Source organism: Dyella flava (assembly GCF_016904955.1).
Taxonomy (GTDB): Bacteria; Pseudomonadota; Gammaproteobacteria; order Xanthomonadales; family Rhodanobacteraceae; genus Dyella_B; species Dyella_B flava.
The window spans coordinates 47,582-66,976 of record NZ_JADIKE010000024.1 but is presented as its reverse complement, the minus strand read 5'-3'; the positions used below and the strand labels follow the sequence as shown (position 1 = coordinate 66,976).

18 protein-coding genes and 1 pseudogene are annotated in these 19,395 nt (G+C 58.7%); 9 read left to right on the top strand and 10 right to left on the bottom strand.

Annotation, left to right across the window (positions count from 1 at the left end; translation table 11 throughout):
- Positions 1 to 510: 510 nt before the first annotated feature.
- From ISP19_RS02045 to ISP19_RS02035, 3 genes are all read right to left on the bottom strand, one after another.
- A complete protein-coding gene (locus ISP19_RS02045) occupies positions 511 to 2,223 on the bottom strand; it encodes an FAD-binding protein (RefSeq protein WP_204679176.1) in 1,713 nt (570 codons plus the stop codon).
- A 225-nt stretch (positions 2,224 to 2,448) separates the two neighbouring features.
- Positions 2,449 to 4,191, bottom strand: coding sequence for a sigma-54 interaction domain-containing protein (locus ISP19_RS02040; protein ID WP_204679174.1), 1,743 nt, complete (start codon positions 4,189 to 4,191; stop codon positions 2,449 to 2,451).
- 166 nt (positions 4,192 to 4,357) lie between these two features.
- Positions 4,358 to 5,314: a LysR family transcriptional regulator gene (locus tag ISP19_RS02035; RefSeq protein ID WP_204679166.1), complete on the bottom strand. Its 957-nt coding sequence runs from the start codon at positions 5,312 to 5,314 to the stop codon at positions 4,358 to 4,360.
- Positions 5,315 to 5,432: 118 nt separating this feature from the next.
- On the opposite strand from ISP19_RS02035, the gene ISP19_RS02030 reads away from it, so the two are divergent.
- The 6 genes from ISP19_RS02030 (at position 5,433) to ISP19_RS02005 (ending at position 9,900) form a co-directional block, all read left to right on the top strand.
- Positions 5,433 to 5,948, top strand: coding sequence for an SRPBCC family protein (locus ISP19_RS02030; RefSeq protein ID WP_204679164.1), 516 nt, complete (start codon positions 5,433 to 5,435; stop codon positions 5,946 to 5,948).
- Positions 5,945 to 6,955: a zinc-dependent alcohol dehydrogenase family protein gene (locus ISP19_RS02025; RefSeq protein ID WP_204679162.1), complete on the top strand. Its 1,011-nt coding sequence runs from the start codon at positions 5,945 to 5,947 to the stop codon at positions 6,953 to 6,955. Before ISP19_RS02030 ends, ISP19_RS02025 begins: the two co-directional genes overlap by 4 nt.
- A 64-nt stretch (positions 6,956 to 7,019) precedes the next feature.
- Positions 7,020 to 7,913 (top strand): NAD(P)-dependent oxidoreductase, encoded by an 894-nt coding sequence (locus ISP19_RS02020; protein ID WP_275577095.1) that lies wholly within the window; start codon positions 7,020 to 7,022, stop codon positions 7,911 to 7,913.
- A gap of 43 nt (positions 7,914 to 7,956) precedes the next feature.
- On the top strand, positions 7,957 to 8,541 hold the full coding sequence (locus ISP19_RS02015; RefSeq protein ID WP_204679158.1) for an SRPBCC family protein: 585 nt from the start codon (positions 7,957 to 7,959) through the stop codon (positions 8,539 to 8,541).
- Between the two features lie 38 nt (positions 8,542 to 8,579).
- The gene (yghU, locus tag ISP19_RS02010; protein ID WP_204679156.1) at positions 8,580 to 9,455 is read left to right on the top strand and encodes a glutathione-dependent disulfide-bond oxidoreductase; all 876 of its coding nucleotides are present in this window, start codon (positions 8,580 to 8,582) and stop codon (positions 9,453 to 9,455) included.
- 40 nt (positions 9,456 to 9,495) lie between these two features.
- On the top strand, positions 9,496 to 9,900 hold the full coding sequence (locus tag ISP19_RS02005) for a GFA family protein (protein WP_379945707.1): 405 nt from the start codon (positions 9,496 to 9,498) through the stop codon (positions 9,898 to 9,900).
- Positions 9,901 to 10,142: 242 nt separating this feature from the next.
- Here the strand turns inward: ISP19_RS02005 and ISP19_RS02000 are convergent, their stop codons facing one another.
- The 6 genes and pseudogenes from ISP19_RS02000 to ISP19_RS01975 form a co-directional block, all read right to left on the bottom strand.
- Complete coding sequence (locus ISP19_RS02000; RefSeq protein ID WP_204679154.1) at positions 10,143 to 10,991, bottom strand: fumarylacetoacetate hydrolase family protein; 849 nt, start codon at positions 10,989 to 10,991, stop codon at positions 10,143 to 10,145.
- Positions 10,992 to 11,052: 61 nt separating this feature from the next.
- Positions 11,053 to 11,386, bottom strand: a pseudogene (locus tag ISP19_RS01995) (transposase); the annotation flags it as partial.
- A gap of 129 nt (positions 11,387 to 11,515) precedes the next feature.
- Positions 11,516 to 11,812, bottom strand: a complete 297-nt coding sequence (locus ISP19_RS01990) for an EthD family reductase (RefSeq protein WP_204679152.1) — start codon at positions 11,810 to 11,812, stop codon at positions 11,516 to 11,518.
- A gap of 269 nt (positions 11,813 to 12,081) precedes the next feature.
- A complete protein-coding gene (locus ISP19_RS01985) occupies positions 12,082 to 12,363 on the bottom strand; it encodes a DUF1330 domain-containing protein (protein WP_204679150.1) in 282 nt (93 codons plus the stop codon).
- 88 nt (positions 12,364 to 12,451) lie between these two features.
- Entirely contained in the window at positions 12,452 to 13,180 is a 729-nt protein-coding gene (locus ISP19_RS01980; RefSeq protein WP_204679148.1) for a DJ-1/PfpI family protein, read from the bottom strand.
- 91 nt (positions 13,181 to 13,271) lie between these two features.
- Positions 13,272 to 14,435, bottom strand: coding sequence for an alpha-hydroxy acid oxidase (locus ISP19_RS01975; protein ID WP_204679139.1), 1,164 nt, complete (start codon positions 14,433 to 14,435; stop codon positions 13,272 to 13,274).
- 173 nt (positions 14,436 to 14,608) lie between these two features.
- Here ISP19_RS01975 and ISP19_RS01970 point away from each other — a divergent pair, with 173 nt between their 5' ends.
- A complete protein-coding gene (locus tag ISP19_RS01970; RefSeq protein WP_204679137.1) occupies positions 14,609 to 15,562 on the top strand; it encodes a helix-turn-helix domain-containing protein in 954 nt (317 codons plus the stop codon).
- 697 nt (positions 15,563 to 16,259) lie between these two features.
- On the opposite strand, the gene ISP19_RS01965 is transcribed toward ISP19_RS01970, so the two are convergent.
- A complete protein-coding gene (locus ISP19_RS01965) occupies positions 16,260 to 17,561 on the bottom strand; it encodes a hypothetical protein (RefSeq protein WP_204679135.1) in 1,302 nt (433 codons plus the stop codon).
- Between the two features lie 161 nt (positions 17,562 to 17,722).
- On the opposite strand from ISP19_RS01965, the gene ISP19_RS01960 reads away from it, so the two are divergent.
- Positions 17,723 to 18,172, top strand: a complete 450-nt coding sequence (locus ISP19_RS01960; RefSeq protein WP_204679133.1) for a winged helix-turn-helix transcriptional regulator — start codon at positions 17,723 to 17,725, stop codon at positions 18,170 to 18,172.
- Between the two features lie 363 nt (positions 18,173 to 18,535).
- Positions 18,536 to 19,069, top strand: coding sequence for a dihydrofolate reductase family protein (locus ISP19_RS01955; RefSeq protein ID WP_204679130.1), 534 nt, complete (start codon positions 18,536 to 18,538; stop codon positions 19,067 to 19,069).
- Positions 19,070 to 19,395: the final 326 nt, after the last annotated feature.

Sequence of the window (19,395 nt, the reverse complement as noted above, 5' to 3'; positions counted from 1 at the left end):
GCTTAACTTTATATGCAACGTCGGCTGGCGATGTTGTATGGGGATCCATGCGTGTGCGTGACCAAGCGACTAGGCGACCACCGTCGCAAATGGTGAGGATAAGCTCAGGAGAAGATATTGATCGATCATCAGATGGATCGCGTATGGGGTTTTCGCAATAGGCATTGCTTGTAGGTGGATTGTTTTCGCCAATGGTGGCAATAAAGCGTCGCGACAGTTCGCTCCGATTCGTCGACGTGGCTTCGTGATTTGATGATTCGCCGGAAATCGCGTTAGGTATCGATCGCACGATTTCTTCGTTGGACATACCAGGAAGCTGACCGTAAAGCGCAATGGGAAGAGTCGGTACTAGCGCCCCCCACCGCTCAGCGTTGTCATTGGTAGTAGTCCATCGGGCATCTATTGTTTGCTGACACCCACACAGGGTCGTCGATGCTGCTACGAGGCATGATAGGAAGAGCGCGTTTAGATGCTTGTTCATAAGGCTTCACGGGGTGGAAGGGGGTGTGGTCACGAGCGTTTCTTCTGGACCTGTCGTTGATTGATCGAGGCGAGAGGGCCGTGCGGCGGCTCGCGGACCTGGAGCGGTGCGTCCGTAAAGACCGGTTTGCCGGCCACGACGCGCACCACCTGCTTCTTGAGCCAGTCGTCGCTCGTCTGTGGGAAATCCGAACGGGCGTGGGTGCCGCGGCTCTCGGTCCGGCGCAACATCGCCTGGCGCAGGCAATCGGAGAGCATGATTCCGCGCTCGACGCGTAGAACCTGCTGCATCTCGCCGTAATCGCTCCAACCGAACCCGCGGACCTCCTCTCGCAACGCGGCAAGGCGCGTCCCGGCGTCCTCGAGGCGAGCGCGGTCGCGGATGGGACCGAGCGCCATCTGGTTTGCATGGCGCAACTTCGTCATCGCTTCGGCGACCCGCGCCAGCGCGCCGGCCTTGCGCTCGGGAGGCAGTAGCGAGGCGATGGTGCGGGGGGCGTCGCCGTTCAGCGACTGCGCGGCGTGCCGACCAGCGATGCGGCCGAAGGTGATCGCCTCGACAAGCGCCGTGCCACCGTGGCGGCAGGCACCATGGACGCCGCCGGCAGTCTCGCCCGCCGCATAGACCTTCGGCAGGCTCGTGCGGCCATCCACATCCACTTTGAGGCCGCCGATCGTGTAGTGGGACGAGGGCGCGACCTGCACCGGCCGTTCGCGGAAATCCGGGATGAATTTCGACAGGAAGGTGGCGGTCAACGAGTCCGGTGCCCAGTCAGCAGGCTTGGTCTTGCGGAAGTCGACGAAGACGTATCGGCCCTCGACGATCTCGGCCTGGATGAGCGCCGAGAGCTGGTCCCAATTGTGCAGGTCGGCGAGGTACTGGGAGGCCTCGCCGAGGTGCTTGCGAAGCAAGTTCTCGCCGCGGTCGTTGACGAGGGTCGAGAGCTTCGGGAAGTCTGGGTAAAGAAAGATCGGCGGGATGCCATCCTCGCGCACGGCAAGCGGGTAGAACTGGATGAACTCCATGTCGACGAGCTTGGCGCCCGCCTCTGCAGCCATGCCGTGGCCGTCACCGGTTAGCGTCTCAGGGGTGTCGGTAAACTCGTAGAGGCCCTGCAACCCGCCGGTCGCCAGGACGATCGCGCGTGCCGCCACCGTGACGGGTTTACCGCCGACGAGCGCGCCGACCGCGGTGGCGTCAGGCTCGAGCACGAGGGCGCTGCCCCGCAGGCGCCTGATCTGAGGTGAGGCTTTCACGGCTTTGCGTAGTTGTGCGTAGAGCGCCGTGCCATGAGTCGAGGAGAACTCCATCATGAGCCCCGTCATGTCCTCGACGCTCTCGCGCTCTTGGTACTCGGACCCGAAGCCCGACAAGAGGTCACGCCCGGTTTTGCCGACGGCCCGCCGCACGCGCACGCCGCGCTCGGCCCGATCAACGGGAATGCGATAGGCCGCGAACGCCTCGCTCATTTCCTTCGGGCCGTCATCGACAAGGCGACGGAGAAGCAGTGGGTCGCACAGACCCTTGCCCGTCACCTCAGCCATGGCGTGGAAAAGCTGGTCGCGGGTAAAACCCTCATGCGCTGCGTAGGTCAGAAATCCGGTCGAGATAGCCGTGGCCGGCGCTCGGCCATCACCGAGCAGGATCACGTCGCAGCCCTCCTCGGTTGCGGCCAATGCGGCACTTAGGCCCGCACAGCCCTCGCCGATCACCAGCACATCCGTCACTAAGATTTCCGTCATGTCGCACCTTGCGCGTTGTCCGTTCGGGACTCGGGCGAACGCCCCTTTGGCGCTCGCTGCCCGATACGCACAGGGCTACGCAAGTGACGTGCCACAAGGAAACGCCAGCGTTATCAGTGATTTGTGCGAATAAGGGTGAGCATCGCAGTGCTCAGAAGCTCACCTTTGACCGGGTCATATCAAATTTGACCTAGTCAAAATGGCCGAGACCATGGAGTGATCCACTCAATCGCTGGGGGGCTTTCGCCCTTCCCGCAGGCGCCTCTTCACGGTGGATTCGCTGACGCCCAGATGCACGGCCGCCCGACCGATCGAGCCGAGGCGCTCAACGGTGGCTTGCACGGTTTCGACCTCATGGCTGCGCGCGGCAGCCTTCAACGGCTTGTTCGACGGCACGTGGCGTATGTTCTCGACCAGGAGATCGCTCGGTAGCGTCTCGAGTCCGATCTCATCCTCGCGTGCAGTGACGGCAAGGCGCTCAACAACGTTGCGCAGCTCCCGAACGTTGCCCGGCCATGCATAGCGCAGCAGACGATCCATCACCGCCCCAGAGAAGTGACGCGTGAAGCCGTAACGCTCATTGATCTCTTGCAGGAAACGTTGAGTAAGAGGGGCGATGTCCTCTGGCCGCTCTCTCAGTGGAGGAATATCGATGGGCACGACGCTCAAGCGATAGAAGAGATCCTCCCGAAATGTCCGCTCGCGCACCATCGACCGCAGGTCGCGATTAGTCGCAGCAATCAGCCGGAGATCCACTTTGACGGTGCGAGTGCTACCAAGACGGGTAAAGGTCCGGTCCTGGATCACCTGCAGGAGTTTGACTTGCAACGGAGCCGGCATTTCGCCGATCTCGTCGAGGAATATCGTGCCGCCATTAGCGACCTCGAAGAGACCTGCCTTGCCCTCTTTGCGCGCGCCCGTGAAGGCGCCACTCTCGTAGCCGAAGAGTTCGGATTCGAGGAGTTCGGTGGGAATCGCGCCGCAGTTGATCTTGACGAAAGGCCCATCCCGCCGCGTTCCTTCGGTGTGGATCAGGCGCGCGATAACGTCCTTGCCGACGCCCGATTCCCCTTGAATCAGCAGCGTGGTGTCGACGCGCGCCAGGCGAAGGCCAAGATCGACCACTTCCTGCATCGCGGCACTCGACCATGTGACCTGATCAACGCGTCCGGCTTCCAAGCGCAGCTGGGCGAGCTCGGAACGCGTGCGTGCTAGATCCGCTTCGGCCTCGCTGAGCCGCTGCTGCAGGGCGACGAGCTCGGTTAAGTCGCGCGAGTTGATGATGACCTTGCGGACGTTACCGCGCTCATCGAGAAGCGGGATGCCGGTCGCCAGCACACTTTTGCCTGCCTTGGTGCGTTGCACCGCGGACTGTCGCTGCTTCGTCGTGATGACTTTCCAAGTGATCATCGGCTTCATGTGGCCGAGCCGCTCGAGCTCGCGCACGTCGCGGCCAATGAAGTCGCGGGCCTCAAGTCCGTAGGCGCGCTCGAAGCCCTCATTGAGCCAAAGCGAACGTCCACTGCCATCAGCGACATAGATACCGTCGAAGCAGTTGTGAAAGATCTCCTGAAAGTCGGTGTAGAGCTCGCGCAGCTCCCGCAATTGCGGGTCTTTCGGATCCATGTAGTTCAAGGGCACGAAAACGACGAGCTCGTCGTCCTGCCCGTGACCGGTTACGTCGACATAGAACACCGCGTCGCCGATGCTGACCCACACCGGTTCGCTGCGCGCGAGCGCGTCGGCAAGTCCCGCTGTTCCCGGAAAGGCGTCTGCCAATTCCGCCAGGGACGCAAAGGTTCCGGCGAAGAGGCTTCGCAAGGTGTAGTTCATGAACGCGATCGCCCCAGCGCGAACGCTCATCACACCGATCGGCAGGCGATCCAGGATGTTGACCTCGGTCATGATTTTATCTTGGCAAACATCATTGCGCCCTGCCAGCGTGGTCGCGTCGCGCAGATCAGTCATTACGGGACTACGATCATGACCAATCAGCCATGTCTGAAAGCTGCCGCATTTCGACGTTGCTGGTGACTCAGTCCGACGAAGTCGATGTGCAACCGCTACTCATGCAAAGAAACGAAGAGCGATGTGTACGTTGAGCCACTAACGATCGGGATGAGAGGTTTCTTCGTCACGAACCCAACGCGGCCCGGCGTACACGACGTACTGATTTCTCCTCAGCGCCACCCAATGCACCGCACGTCTCGAACAACAATGCACGCGCCCATTGGTGGCCAGGATCGTAGTGCGTGCGTTCATGCCAAACCGCGAGCTTGGAAAACCCCGCGATATCGATCGGTGGTTTGAACAGGACCAGCCCGTCGACACCGGCAACCAAACGCCGCGGTGCGATGGCTATGAGATCAGTCGTCAGCAGGACCTCGGTTAGCACGAGGAAGCTGGTGACCGATACCGCGACACGTCGACGTCGCCCAATGCTCGCGAGCGCGTCGTCCGTCACGCCCCAAAAGCGCTCGCCGGCAAAGGAGACGAGCGCATGATCCAGCGCGCAGAAGCGGTCGATCGAGAGCGTCTGCGCCTTCGCATCGGGATGATCGGCGCGCAGTGCACAAACGTAGCTCTCATCGAACAAATGTTGCGAGTGAAGTTCCGGAAGTACGTCTTCGGGCGTCATCAACGCCAGATCAATTTCCCCGCGTGCGAATTGCAACTCCACGCGATCGTCTTCGACGGGTCGCGCAGCAACGCGCACGCCGGGCGCGAGTTGCCGCAACTTCGAGACGAACGGAATCACCGCCGCGCGAAACGCGTAATCGGTTGCTGCCACGCTGATGGTGAACTCCGCAGTCGATGGCTCGAACGTCGAGGGCTGTAGCAGTGACTCGACGTCGCCCAAGATCTGCTTCAGCGGCCCGACGATCTGCATCGCCCGCGGTGTTGGGACGATGCCGCGTTGCGTACGCACAAACAACGGATCGTCGAAGCTTTCGCGAAGCCTCGCCAGCACCCCGCTTACCGCCGGCTGCGTCAACGCCAATCGCTCAGCTGCCTTGGTCACGCTGCGCTCGTCCAGGAGCGCATCAAGCGCCCGCAGCAAGTTGAGATCAAGTTTTCTGATATCACGCATGCTTATGTACCAGATCGCAAATTGCGATTGGAATTATGATGGCACGCTCCTTATTGTTCGGAAAGACCCCTCGAACACGACCACCCCGGGTGCAGTTCGGCCCGGGAAGGAGCTATTTATGATGAATGAGATTTTATGGCCCGCGAATTTCACGCCCGGCTTTACCGATAACTTCGTATCCAACGAGGTCATCGTTGCGGGGCTCAGCACGGCGGATGTCTGGCCGCTCCTCAGCAACGCCCCACTCTGGCCGACCTACTATGCGAACTCGGCGAACATCCGTTTCCACGACGGCAAGGGGCCGGAGCTCGAGGAAGGCATGCGTTTCTACTTCGAGACCTTCGGCTTTCCGGTGGAAGCGCAGGTGTTGGAGTACGTCGCGCCGGCCAACGGCAAACCCGGTCGCGTTGGCTGGCATGGCTGGGGTGGCGAGGGCGATACGCGCTTTGACATGTACCACCCATGGTTGATCGAAGATCTTCCAGGTGGACGCGTGCGCATCCTCACGCAGGAATCCCAGAAGGGTAAGCCCGCCCAGGAACTGGCCAAGACCAAACCCAACGCGATGATCAATGGTCATCAAGATTGGCTAGACGGTCTGGTCGCCGCGGCGTTCAAGAGGAAGGCGTCATGAAGGCCGCCGTCATTCGTACTCCCGGTGGGCTGGATCGGATCGAGATCCACGACGTCGCCGACCCCGGTCGACCCGGGCCGGGTCAGATTCGTGTCGCGCTCCACGCGACCTCGCTCAACTTCCACGACCTGCTAGTCGCCAACGGCGGCATCCCGACCGTTGACGGTCGGATCATGATGTCCGATGGCGCCGGTATGGTCGAAGCCGTGGGCGACGGTGTGGTCGAGTTCAAGCCAGGCGACCATGTCGTTTCCTGCTTCTTCCCTCAATGGCAGGATGGACTGCCCAGCGGACCGGTGGGCGTTTTCACTGATACGCCAGGTGACGGTATCGACGGCTTCGCCAGTCACTTTTCGGTACGGCCGGCAACGGCTTTCACACGCGCGCCACGCGGTTGGAGCCATGCCGAGGCCGCAACCATTACCACCGCCGGCCTCACCGCTTGGCGGGCGCTGGTCGGCGACGGGCAAATCAAAGCTGGCGACACCGTCTTGGTGTTGGGCACCGGCGGCGTTTCGATCGCGGCGTTGCAGATCGCGAAGATGATGGGTGCGGCGGTTATCGCCACTTCGTCGTCTGACGAGAAATTGGAACGTGCCCGCGCTCTTGGCGCCGACCACGTGATCAACTATCGCCAAGTCCCGGACTGGGGAAAGCGAGTGCAAGACCTCACGGGAGGCGGCGTCGATCATGTCGTTGAATCCGGTGGTCCCGGCACGCTTGCCCAATCCATCGCATCGGTCCGCGTTGGGGGCCACATTTCGTTGATCGGCGTATTGACCGGGATACAGGGTGACGTGCCGACCGTTAAGTTGATGGCCAAGCAGGCGCGCCTGCAAGGGCTGATGGTGGGCAGCAGGCGTCAGCAGCAGGATTATGTCGCTGCGCTCGAACAGTCCGGCGTAAGCCCTGTCCTGGACAGGAGCTTTTCGCTCGATCAGTTGGCCGACGCCTTCCGTTACCAGAGCAGCGGCACCCATTTCGGCAAGATCGCTGTCGAATGGTGAGGCGCGAAACGCTACGCAGCCGCGTCTGCAGTCCGCATGAGTTTGCCGCCAACGTAGGTTTCCCATGAGCAAAATTTCTGTCCTTGGGCTTGGCGCTATGGGGTCGCGCATGGCCGCGCACCTCATCAAGGCCGGCCACGACGTCACGGTCTGGAACCGCACGGCAGACGCGGCGAAGCCGTTGGTTGCCGCGGGCGCGACACAGGCGCGAACGCCACGTGAGGCAGCGGCAGGTGCTGCCTTCGTCATCGCCATGCTGCGCGACGATGGTGCCTCGCGTAGCGTGTGGCTTGATCCGGACAACGGCGCTCTCGCCGGCATGGCTGCGAGCGCTGTCGCCATCGAAAGCTCGACGCTTACGCCAGGATGGATCCGGGAACTGGGCCACGCCATAGCGCAACGCGGCGCAGCGTTGCTGGAAGCGCCGGTCTCAGGTTCGCGCGTTCAAGCAGACGCGCGCCAACTCGTCTACTTCGTCGGTGGCGACGACACGACGCTCGCGCGCGCCGATCCCGTGCTCAAGGCGATGGGAAGCGCCGTCCATCTGGTTGGCCCGCTTGGTTCGGGCGCGCTGGTGAAGCTAAGCACGAATGCGTTGCTCGGCGTGCAGGTCACCGTACTGGCGGAGCTCATTGGCATGCTGCGACGGTCGGGCGCCGATGCTGGCCGGACGCTGCAGGCGATCGCCGGCACCGCCGTCTGGAGTCCGGTGGCTCATTATCTAGTGAGCTCGATGCTGGCTGGCGATTTCAGAACTCAGTTCCCTGTCGACCTCATCGAGAAGGATTTCACCTACACGATTGAGGCTGCAGGATCTGCTGAAGACGTACCGATGATCGCCGCGGCGCGCACCGTGTTTCGCAAAGCGATCGACGCGGGTCTTGGAGCACAAAACATGACCGCCGTCGTGACGTTGGTCGCGCCGCATAACGACGAACCTTCCAGGCAAGAGCGCTGATTACGCGGCGCCGATCGTCTCACTTATTGAATGGAGTTTTTTTATGAAGACCAACACATGGGTGCTGGCCGCAAGTCTTGCCATGCTCGTCGCTTCAACGGCGCACGGTCAGGAATCGAGCCGCTTATCTGCCGACGACCTCCGCCACGCAACGCCATTGATCCATTGGCCCAAAGGCCTGGAGCCACACAACGTCGATGTCTTCGTCCACAACGAGGGCTGGATCGACGCGCCGCCCGAGATTGTCTGGGCCAATTTGATCGAAGCCGTGCAATGGCCGAACTGGTACTCGAACTCGGCAGACGTCCACATTGATGCTGACCAGCAGAAGCTCACTAAAGGCGCGACCTTCCATTGGAAGACGTTCGGCTTCCCGGTCACGAGCACGGTGGACGTATTCGAGCCAAACCGCGAGATCGGCTGGAACGTCCAAACGCCCACGTTCTCGCTGCATCACGCTTGGCTGCTGATTCCCGAGCGCGGTGGCACACGTGTGATCACTGAAGAAGCTCAGAAGGGCCCCGTCGCGATCAACTTCCATCTTGAGCAGCCGAACGCAATGCACGACGGCCATGACTGGTGGATGTCGGCATTGAAGGCGCGATCGGAAAAGATGGCGAAGAACTGATCGGCTGAAGCGCGTACGCGCGTTTCTCGGAGACGAACATGACGGATTCTCAAAACTACGTGCCCCCGAAAGTTTGGACATGGACCAAGCCGAGCGGCGGCACGTTTGCCAACATCAATCGCCCCATCGCGGGCGCGACGCACGAGAAGGAACTGCCAGTGGGGCGACACCCACTACAGCTTTACTCGTTGGCCACGCCGAACGGACAGAAGGTCACGATCCTGCTCGAAGAGCTGCTCGCGCTCGGCTATTCGGGTGCCGAATACGATGCGTGGCTGATCCGCATCCGCGAGGGCGATCAGTTCAGCAGCGGCTTCGTGCAGATCAACCCGAACTCCAAGATTCCGGCGCTCGTGGACCGCTCAGGATCGGTGCCAATGCGTGTGTTCGAGTCCGGCGCGATCCTTCTCTATCTTGCCGAGAAGTTCGGCGCCTTCCTGCCTACGGCGCCACAGGCGCGCATCGAATGCTTATCGTGGCTCTTCTGGCAGATAGGGAGCACGCCTTTTCTCGGCGGCGGCTTCGGACACTTCTACGCCCATGCGCCGACCAAGATTGAAGATGCGATAGACCGGTTCGCCATGGAGGTGAAGCGGCAGCTCGACGTGCTAGATCGCTGCCTGGCTGAAAGCGAGTACATCGCCGGCCCGGACTACACCATCGCCGACATCGCAACCTTCCCTTGGTACGGCGGTCTTGCCAAAGGCGGATTCTATGGCGACGCGGCCGAGTTCTTGTCGGTGCAGGACTACCGCCACGTGCAGCGCTGGGCCGACGCCATCCTTGCACGTCCGGCCGTCAAGCGCGGACGCAAGGTCAATCGCATCATCGGTGATCCGTCCGAGCAACTTCACGAGCGCCACGACGCCGCTGATTTCGACACGAAGACGCAGGACAAGATTGCCGCGGAATAGGTGCGAACCTTCGAGTTAGGCCTCATTGGAGGAATCGATCGTGCTTAAAGAAGTTGGTGGGGTCGCTATACAACCCAGACATCGGGTTACTTGCCATTGCGGCTCAGTGGAGCTGGAGTTGGACCTCCCGGATGGCATCGTCAATCCGCGCCGTTGCGACTGCTCCATTTGCAGGCGCAAAGGCGCTGTCTTTGCATCCGTGCCGTTGAGTGGCATCCGCATCGTCAAGGGAGCGGAGTACCTCAAGCTCTACCAGTTCAACACACTCACGGCCAAGCACTACTTTTGCTCTAACTGCGGCATCTACACGCATCATCAACGCCGTTCAAACTCGGAGCAATACGGCTACAACGTTGGCTGCCTTGAAGGCATCAATCCCTTCGCCATTCTAGATGTTCCGACAAATGATGGCGTCAACCATCCAGCTGATCGGCATGAAGCCTGACAATTCGTCCAAGCGGACACGCGTACCGCGCGCCGCTTAACTCAGTCGGTGGGAGCCTTAGCGGCTCAGGTGGCATTGCCTGAACTGGTTAAGCGCTCGCGGTCATAGGCGATCAGGCGCTTTCGATTACAGCGGCAGGGAATCATTGGCACCGCGCCGGTTTGATGTTCGATTTGAATTGCTCTCATATGCGCAGCGGCACCGTCCATCGCAAGAGGTCGACGGCGCTGCTGCCATTTCAGCTAGATCGAATGGGCCACGATTTTCTGTGTCTGTGTACCCAACCCCTCGATGCCAAGCGTGACCTCGTCGCCGACATTGAGCCAGACCGGTTCCGGCTTGATGAACATTCCCACTCCCGGAGGCGTACCCGTTGAGATGATGTCGCCGGGTAGCAACGTCATGTAGCGACTCACATACGAGACCAACGTCTTCACACTGAAGATCATCGTCCGCGTATTACCGGTCTGCCTGCGGCGGCCGTTGACGTCGAGCCACAATCGAAGGTTTTGCGGATCGACGACCTCGTCGGCGGTTACCAGCCAGGATCCGACCGGTCCGAAGCTATCGCAGCCCTTACCCTTATCCCATTGCGACGACTGCATCTGAAACGCGCGTTCGGTGATGTCATTGAGGACGCAATATCCGGCAACGTGCGATAACGCATCCGCTTCAGCGACATTGTTCGCACGACTGCCGATGACGATACCAAGCTCCACCTCCCAGTCGAGCTTGGTCGACCCCAAGGGTTGGATCGTGTCGTCGTTCGGACCGCACAGCGCAGAGGTGGCCTTCAGAAAGACAATTGGTTCGGACGGCACCGCGAGCCCGGCTTCCACTGCGTGGTCTGAATAGTTCAACCCAATGCAAATGTATTTGGACGTACCTGTAAATGGCACACCAAAACGCTGGCTTTCGTTGACTACTGGCAGCGAAGCCGGATCGACCTTCGCAAGTCGCGTTAACCCTTGCGGCCCCAGCACCGTCGGATCGATGTCTCGACAAATACCAGAGAGATCACGCAAGCGTCCTTCCGCATCGATTAAACCGGGCTTTTCAGCGCCGGCCACTCCAAAGCGACAAAGCTTCATTTTGTATCCTCTACTCGTTGATCAGAGCGTCTCAAAAGACGCTTGAGCCAGCCAATATCTGGTCCACGTAGCGATCCGGGAGCGCCACGTAGCGATATGCACTGGCACGCATGTCGGCAATCGCCAACGAAAGGCGTTCGCTCAGGCCACTACCCTTCATGTGCCGCATCAGTTCGCACCGGGCCGGTGCACTCACCATTTTCTTGCAGCACTTCCTTGATGAACTCGTTCTCAAGCACCTGCTCGGCCAGCAACTTCTTCAGTCGCGCGTTCTCTGTCTCCAGGTCCTTCAGCCGGTCGGCTTTCGGTACGCTCACGCCGCCGAACTTGCTGCGCCACAGGTAATAGGAAGCTTTACTGAAGCCATGCAGCCAGCACAAATCCTTCACCTGCATACCGGCTTCCACCTCACGCAGGAAGCCGATGATCTGCTCATCGGTAAAACGCTTCTTCACGCCCAATCTTCTTTGGCCGGGGGATCGGACTTCAAATCGCCGTGCTACTCAAAACCGGGGCACGTCAACTTAATCTTCGAAGAACATGAAGAGCGGATCTTCGTGATAATAATTGGGCACGTCCGCAGCACCCGCTTGGCCTGCCGGCGACGCCATGGCGTCGATGGCGGCTTGGCGGCTTTCGAATTCGCCGGACCAATACCAGAAAAATTCGCCGAAGCCGCCGTCCAGTCCACAGACACGCCCATACTTAAAGTCGCCAATGCCATACAGTTTGGCGGTCATCGGCCCATGAATTGCCCGGTAATACTTCTCGAAATGTTCCGGATCTTTGGGTTGCTTATAAAGAACGATGAGGCGGGTCATGGATATCTCCTTCGAACACTAGACTTTCTTTGTCTTTGTAAGGTCGCGACACTCACTCACTTCCAAGGCAATCATTTTGAATGTCGCGTTGTGCAACGTGCACTAAGCCTTCGATTGTGCCGATCTTGTTGAGTCGGCCTCTTGTCGTGGGCGTATGTTAGAAATGTCGGAGGAAAGTCGCATGCACGTGCGCGCAGACTTTCTTGGATGCGGCTGCACAAACGCAAAGCCCCTCGGCAACGTTGGCAAAGCCTGCATCTCGCAACGGACTACCCAAGGATGCGAAATCGGCTGTTGAAGGCGTTGTTGCGGGTCGGGGCCAATGCCTGATACTCCGGCGAGTCATACCAAGCCAATGCCGCATCCTTATTGGGGAAGACGAGGACCGTGCCGGTCTCGAAGGCAGATCTTCCATGTAATAGGTGCCACGGCGCCGCACCCACCAAGAGTTCCCCACCGAAGCGCTTCAGCGTGGGGCCGACGCTTGCGCGATAGCGAGCGAGCGCTTCAACATCCTTCATGGTTAATTCGACAACGATATAGGCCGACACTTTCTTTTCCTCTGATGAGATGACGTACGCGACGCGATGCTTTCGCCGACGGTGGGTGGCTCGGATTGATGGAGTTCAGAGCTCGACGTCAGCGAAGTTGCGCGACAATGGCATCGACGAATTGCGGGATGTCGTAAATAAAGCGACTGGTGATGACGTTCTCATCGACCACCACAGGTTGGTCCAACACCGTCGCCCCCGCGTTGGCCATGTCTTCCATCATCGGCCAGTAACCCGTCGCCTTCCGGCCTTTCGTCAGCTTCGCACTGAGAAAAACCTGTGAGCCGTGACATATCGCGCCCATGGGTTTACCTGTCGCTTGAAATTTTTGTAGGAAGGACAAAACGGCGTGGTTGGCACGTAGCTGATCCGGATTCCATGCACCGCCAGGCACATAGATCGCGTCGTAGTCGTCGACGGCCACCTCTTCGACGCGGGCATCGATGGGGATCCAGCCGGAATTGGTGGTGAACTGGATGGCCAGGACATGGGTCTTGGCTATCTCGGGGAACTGGATGCCGAATGTCGGCGCATATTCGATGTGATTGGGAGAGACGAGGTGGCAAATGGCACTGCGCGCCTCGAACCATTTCCTTGGAATAGAAACTTCGGTTTCTTCGACACCGTGCGTCGCGATGATCCCGATGCGTTTGCCTTTGAACCGAGTTGGGTCGTCCGGCTTCTCGGTCATAAATTTCAGAAGATGTTCGTTGCCCTGGGCCGTCGCCAGAAAGTGGATATTTATTTTTGGGAAGGACGGCAAGTCATCGTATTGATGAAGCGTTTCGACGACTTCCCGCGGTGTTTGATGTGTCATGAAGAGGCCACCTCAGGTTGAAATGTGTCACCAAAAAATCGGTGATGAAGGACGAGTCGCAGCGAACGTTCGCGCGGCCCGTCTCTAAGATTCAAATTTCTTCCGATCTGCATTCATCGCGAGATCTCACCTCAGTCAGGTTGTTGATCCCCAGCTGCGCCATGCCGCGCAAGATGTCGTCTTTGAATATCGAAAGTGCCTTGCTTGCTCCAGCCGACCCAGCGGCCCCCGCCCCATACACGAAAGACCGACCCGAAAACACGAACTCGGCGCCGAGCGACAGGGCGCGTAGCACGTCTTCACCACTGCGTATTCCGCTGTCCAACATCACCGTTAGCTTGTTGCCGAAGGCCTGCGCGATGGCGGGCAGAACGTCGATCGAAGCCGGCGCTGCATCGAACTGGCGCCCGCCATGATTGGAAACGACGATGCCATCGGCACCGATATCGACGGCGGCCTGTGCGGCATGGCTGTCCATGACGCCCTTGATCACCAGCTTGCCAGGCCACGCATCGCGTACCCTCTTCAGTAATTCGGGGTCCAACTGATCGGTAATGTGATTGGCGACATAAGCGGCGAGTGAGGGTGCCGATGCACCCGTCGGCCCGTATTTGGTCAAGCTTTCGAAGCGCGGGTAACCCGCGAGTGCCGAGCCAAGAAGCCACGCGGGATGACTAAGGACGTCGACAATGGTCGCGAGATTCGGGCGTAGAGGAAGTTGGAAGCCGTTTCGGATATCGCGAACGCGTTTGCTTTGGATCGGCACGTCAACCGTGACGAGCAGAACTTTCACGCCCGCTGCATGAGCCCGACGGAGCAGGTCAAAGGTGACCTCCTGATCGCGCGCGACATAGAGCTGAAACCAGAGGTTGCCGCCCGCAATCGTGGCGATCTTCTCGATACTGGTCGTTCCGACGGTCGACAAACCGTACGGAACATTTGCGTTTGCGGCGGCCGCGGCCAGCATCTGGTCCGTGCCGGGCCAAATGGCATTGGCTAGTCCGACTGGGGAGATGCCAATGGGTAAATCGTAGGCCTGACCAAATACCGAGGTCGCAGCCGATCGCGACCGCACATCGCGCATGTATTGCGGCACGAGTGTGACCCGATCGAGCGCCTCGCGGTTTCGCCTTAACGCAACCTCCCCGCCCGTGCCGCTTTCGAGATAACCCAGCGTGATATCTGGAATGCGGCGCCGCGCAACGTCCGCCAAGTCTTCGATCGTGGCAATTCTGTCGAGTCGACCTCTTGTCATGGGTGCATGCTAGAAACGCCGAACCCAAGTCGCATGCACGTCCGTGCAGACTCTTTTGGATGTGACTGCACAGACAAAAAGCCTTCCGGCAACGTTGGCAAGGCTAGCTTCCGGCTATACAGTGACCCATTGGCCAAAGTGCGAAAAGGTGCTGCTCGAAGGACGTATCTGCCATGACAACCCTAGCTACCGCGACACGGCGTACGTATGTCGATCGGGAGTCTCTCAATCACGCCTTGAGTTCCGATCTGGTCGGCTGGACCGTTTCTGAGACGCGCGAAGTGCCTCTTCTCACGCACGTTGTGCCACATCGTCTGGGCGATATCCGCCTCATCGAGCTATCCGGCAATCCACTAGGAGCCATGCGCGGTCCCGCGGAGATATCCGGGGACGGCGACTCATATTTGGGCGTTTTATATCAACGATCCGGCTCGACCCTGTGCACGATAGACGACGATCGTGTGCTCGTCGCTCCTGGCGAAATCTGCGTCTGGCACAGTGAGCGCCCGGTGTCGTTCGAGATGCCTGAGGAATTCGACAAGCTGTGCATGATCGTCCCGATCGCACGTTTTGAAAGCGTGTTGTACAACGCAGAGACCTACGCTGGTTTGCGCTTGCCTGCTGACAGTAATCTAGCCACGCTTTTGGGTTCTTACTTGTCAACGCTGACCACTAGCGTGATGACACGAAACGGCGACACGTCTTCCGATGCTGTTGACGTGACACTGGAATTGTTGGGCGCGGCATTCAGGGCGCAACGCCGCTCGTCAGCCATATCACCCCGCGATCAGCTATTTGCCCGCATCAGCCGTTACATCGAATCGCACCTTGAGGATGCCCATCTATCGCCGACGAAGATTGCCGACGAGAATGGCATCTCGGTTCGTTATCTCTATACGCTCTTCAGCGCACGCGACCTTACCGTATCAGGGTGGGTGCAACAGCGACGTCTCCTGCGTTGCCGAGCGGACCTTGACGCAGCGGATAGCACGGCCTCCATCACCGAGATCGCCCATCGATGGGGTCTCAACGATTCGGCGCATTTCAGCCGATTGTTCAAAGCCTCTTTCGGAATGTCGCCGACACATTATCGGTCGTCGCGGCGGTTGGGCGCATTCGAGGAGTAATTGCACTCTTCGCCCTTGAAGCAACATTGTCGGCCTCCGTGGAAGGCGATCAGAAATCCTTTTCCTTCGCTCATTTACCGTTGGGGACCGATTGGCCGCTGGGTCGACGCAATTGAACGCGTGTCGCCGCAGCCCGGTGCGGCACCGATCTAAACAATAGCCTGGAATCCGGAAAATACGCCCACGCTCACCGGGGTTCTCGCCCACCCTCGCCAACCAACTCGATACGCCAACCCTCGGGGCTTGCAGCAGGACGCGGCAATGCTTTGCTGTGGGTACATAAGCAGCACCGCTCTTTAGCACTTCCAACGAGCACGACTTGGTGGTCGATTGCACAGACTATGGTGTTAGACCGGGCCAAATCTGCGACTTCGTCCGACCGGTAACCTATTGACTCGAAAGGATGTGCACAGACTATGCGATCTGTTAGCACGCATAGTTTGTGTCGGCAGCCCGCTAAACACACAAACTATGGGTTCCTAAAAGGTACGAACTATGGAGTTCTGTCCATCTGGGCGGAACTCCATAGTTTGTACCGATTGAATCAACTATGGAGTTCCTGTAGCGCACAAACTTTGGAGTACGCCGTGCCGTGGACAAAAGCCTGCTAAAGCATAAGCACCCAGGAGTCCTCGGAATCGATTTTGGTAGTTATCACTGCTAGGCACGCCCTTCAATTACGCTTCGAAAACGCTCGTTAACGCACGAATTGGCCGCCGGGTCCGGATTTCTTCAAAAGTCGATTGACAGCGTCCGCTGCGGGGAAATTGGATTCCAGGCAATTAGGCGCGGCCTGTGCAATCGATTCACCCGCGATTTGCTTCACAGGGGTTGCTAGAAAGGCGTGCATCTCGCCCTGCTGCGGCCCGCTGCATACGATTGCCATGCCTCCGATTTGTCCGCGGTTATTGATCTTGGCGGCGAAGGTCGCGAACAGGTTGGAACTGGCAGGGAACAGCGTGTTGAGGTCGGCCATCACGCCGTTCTGCCAGATGAAGGCGTGAGACCAGTAGAAGTTGGCGTTCCACTCACCTCCCACTACTTGGCCCTCGTTGTTGTTGCCGAAAGCTATGCCCGCGGCATCCCCCGGCAACAGTCCGAGCACTGTGGTGAGTTTGGTGGTGCCTGTGCCTTTGACAATCTGCCAAATCGCGCCAGTTTGGGTAGTTCCGTCAGCACTACCGACGGTTCCAACAATTTGGCCCTGGTTGTTGATGTTCTCAGCGAAGCCGCCGGTTCCGAGGTCCGCAAGCGCAGACGCAGTGCCGTTTTCCCACAATATGCCGTGAATGGGCCCGCTGCAGTTCCCCGAGTAGCCGACGGCCTGACCACGATCGTTGATCCAAAATGCGAACCCGTCTGGATCATGATCCACCGTAGGCAGAGCGTGGGCGTTGCCGTTTTCCCATAACACCGGCAATTGAACCCGATTATTGATGGTACCCGTCTGGCATGAGGGGTCCACGGCACCGTTTTCTGCCATTCCAACGATTTGTCCAAGGTTATTAATCGCGCTCGCCTCCCCGTTATTTCCGCCTAGTGTTGGGAGGGCGCTCATATGGAAGGACTGCCAAAGAAACGGAAGACACGTAAGGTGAGTGCCGAATCCGCAAATGTCTTCGCCGTTCGGGTCTGGGACAGCCGTTTCGGAATCACCCACTACCTGCGCGAGGTCGTTGATCTCGCCAAAGTTCATCCAACTGTTCGGTCCTCCAAGCGTGCCGAGATCGACATAGTGTCCGTCGACGTTTATCAGTGCGCGTCCGTTTAAAGGTACCCCGGATAACGAATCCCCCTGCCCCGGTAGAAAGTTCCCAGCCATGATCTCCGACCAGCCCTCATCGTTGACGGACATGATCATCGAATAATTGTCATTCTTCGGAACGCCCAGATCGGTAACTTGGTAGCTCACCTGAGCGAAGGCATTGCCAAAGCAAGTCAGAGCAAAAATCGTAGCGAACGGTTTCAAGATATTGCGTAGCTGCTTGAACATGTTCATATTTTTGCCTCCCACGAAGTTTCAGTCCCAACCCCCAGGTTCCTGACAACGCAGCGTTGCACGCGAGCGCCAGCTGGACGGATCTCGCCCACGGCAACCAGTACAGTGGTACAACTGGTTAGATTATGCAACTGGTTTTAAAGTCGTAGAATGGGGCGGGGATGTCCATTCAAGTTGGAAGCAGCGTGCGCACGAGCCATAGATCCGAATGCGTCATCAACCAAACGCTCGAAGTGCTTGGCGATCAATGGACTTTGCTCGTCATCCGCGACATCGTTTTCGTTAACCGAAGGCATTTCCGCGAACTCCTGACCAAATCTTTGGAGGGTGTCGCATCGAATATCCTTGCCGACCGACTTCGAAAGCTTGTCCAGCAAGGGATCATCACCAAGTCCGATGACCCGACCCATAAACAGAAAGCGATTTATAGCCTTACGGAGAAAGGCATCGCACTGGTTCCTCTTCTGTTGGAAATGGCTGCATGGGGACACGAGTATTTGCCCGAGTCTGAGTTATGCGGTCTGGCTCGCACCTTGAAAGAAGGTGGGCCTGAAATGCGCGCAGAATTTATGAATGAACTTCGGAAAGCACATCTTCCGGCATCAGGATGAGCTGCTGACCTACTGCCGGCTTCACAGACTGGTACGCCTCCGCTTTCGTAGGCGGCTATCTTCTTCCCCTTGATCCGCATACGTAGGCTGCGTCGCTTGGCGGCGGCTGATTGCACAAACTATGGTGCTAAATCTGGCCAAATTCGCGACTTCGCTCATGCGACAGTTATTGATCTGAAAGTCCATGCACAAATTATGGGGTGCTAAAACGTACGGACTATGGAGTTCGGTCCACGTGCGGGCAGAACTCCATGGTTTGTGCCGGACGTACAAACAATGGAGAACGGCCTATGTACAAACTTTGGGGCACGCCAAGGCACTCGCACCACTACTATCCTGAAGACTCTCGAGCGGAGGCTTCCCATGGCAAAGCTTGTGTTCGGATTGATGCAATCCCTGGATGGCTATGTCGACCATCTGAAATTAGGGCCTCCCGGGCCATTGGTCTCTCGCCACTTCATAGAGCACGTGCGCAACCTGACGGGCCTGGTGTACGGACGCCGTACGTACGAGATCATGCGTTATTGGGACGAGGACCAGCCTGATTGGGACACGGAGGATCACGACTTTGCGGCGGTGTGGCGAAGCCTACCGAAGTTGGTCGTGTCGCGCTCGCTGAAATCAGTCGGCCCCAACGCCATCCTTGTTACCGGTGACATCGAGGCGGCGATTCGGAGACTGAAGGCCGAGCGCTCCGGGGAGATCGATGTCGCCGGCCCGGACCTGGCGCGAAGCCTGGCCGACCTTGGTCTTATCGACGAGTATCGACTCTACCTCCGCCCTGTCGTGCTTGGTCATGGCAAGCCATTCTTCTCGGGCCCTCGGCCGGCGCTGCGCCTGGTGGCCAGCGATTTAATCGGCGAGGACGTAATCAGGTTGACATACGCTCCTGCTTAAAGGCGCAGCGCGTCCGACGGATGACGCCGACGCATCGGGTATCGCAAGAGCAAACACCCAGGCTTTCATAACCATCCCCCATGGCTAATGTCGTTTCTTAATTTGGCACCGAATTATCGCGAAATACGGGATGGCGGTATGTCCACCTCGGGTGGAAGTGGACATTAGTTTTCGTGCGATCAGAATGGCCTTGATGGTCTATGAGCGCAGGGTTCGACTCATTGATTTACAGACCATGAGGCCTTTTCAGGCTCCCGTTTCGCATTAGGCCATGCGATAACTGGCTGATTTCCAATAATGTGCGCAGACTATGCGATCTGTTCGCA

Bases quoted from the DNA above. Each gene is read 5' to 3' on its own strand.
- ISP19_RS02045 (WP_204679176.1), bottom strand. From the start codon at position 2,223: ATGACGGAAATCTTAGTGACGGATGTGCTGGTGATCGGCGAGGGCTGT.
- ISP19_RS02040 (WP_204679174.1), bottom strand. From the start codon at position 4,191: ATGACTGATCTGCGCGACGCGACCACGCTGGCAGGGCGCAATGATGTT.
- ISP19_RS02035 (WP_204679166.1), bottom strand. From the start codon at position 5,314: ATGCGTGATATCAGAAAACTTGATCTCAACTTGCTGCGGGCGCTTGAT.
- ISP19_RS02030 (WP_204679164.1), top strand. From the start codon at position 5,433: ATGATGAATGAGATTTTATGGCCCGCGAATTTCACGCCCGGCTTTACC.
- ISP19_RS02025 (WP_204679162.1), top strand. From the start codon at position 5,945: ATGAAGGCCGCCGTCATTCGTACTCCCGGTGGGCTGGATCGGATCGAG.
- ISP19_RS02020 (WP_275577095.1), top strand. From the start codon at position 7,020: ATGAGCAAAATTTCTGTCCTTGGGCTTGGCGCTATGGGGTCGCGCATG.
- ISP19_RS02015 (WP_204679158.1), top strand. From the start codon at position 7,957: ATGAAGACCAACACATGGGTGCTGGCCGCAAGTCTTGCCATGCTCGTC.
- yghU (WP_204679156.1), top strand. From the start codon at position 8,580: ATGACGGATTCTCAAAACTACGTGCCCCCGAAAGTTTGGACATGGACC.
- ISP19_RS02000 (WP_204679154.1), bottom strand. From the start codon at position 10,991: ATGAAGCTTTGTCGCTTTGGAGTGGCCGGCGCTGAAAAGCCCGGTTTA.
- ISP19_RS01990 (WP_204679152.1), bottom strand. From the start codon at position 11,812: ATGACCCGCCTCATCGTTCTTTATAAGCAACCCAAAGATCCGGAACAT.
- ISP19_RS01980 (WP_204679148.1), bottom strand. From the start codon at position 13,180: ATGACACATCAAACACCGCGGGAAGTCGTCGAAACGCTTCATCAATAC.
- ISP19_RS01975 (WP_204679139.1), bottom strand. From the start codon at position 14,435: ATGACAAGAGGTCGACTCGACAGAATTGCCACGATCGAAGACTTGGCG.
- ISP19_RS01970 (WP_204679137.1), top strand. From the start codon at position 14,609: ATGACAACCCTAGCTACCGCGACACGGCGTACGTATGTCGATCGGGAG.
- ISP19_RS01965 (WP_204679135.1), bottom strand. From the start codon at position 17,561: ATGAACATGTTCAAGCAGCTACGCAATATCTTGAAACCGTTCGCTACG.
- ISP19_RS01960 (WP_204679133.1), top strand. From the start codon at position 17,723: ATGTCCATTCAAGTTGGAAGCAGCGTGCGCACGAGCCATAGATCCGAA.
- ISP19_RS01955 (WP_204679130.1), top strand. From the start codon at position 18,536: ATGGCAAAGCTTGTGTTCGGATTGATGCAATCCCTGGATGGCTATGTC.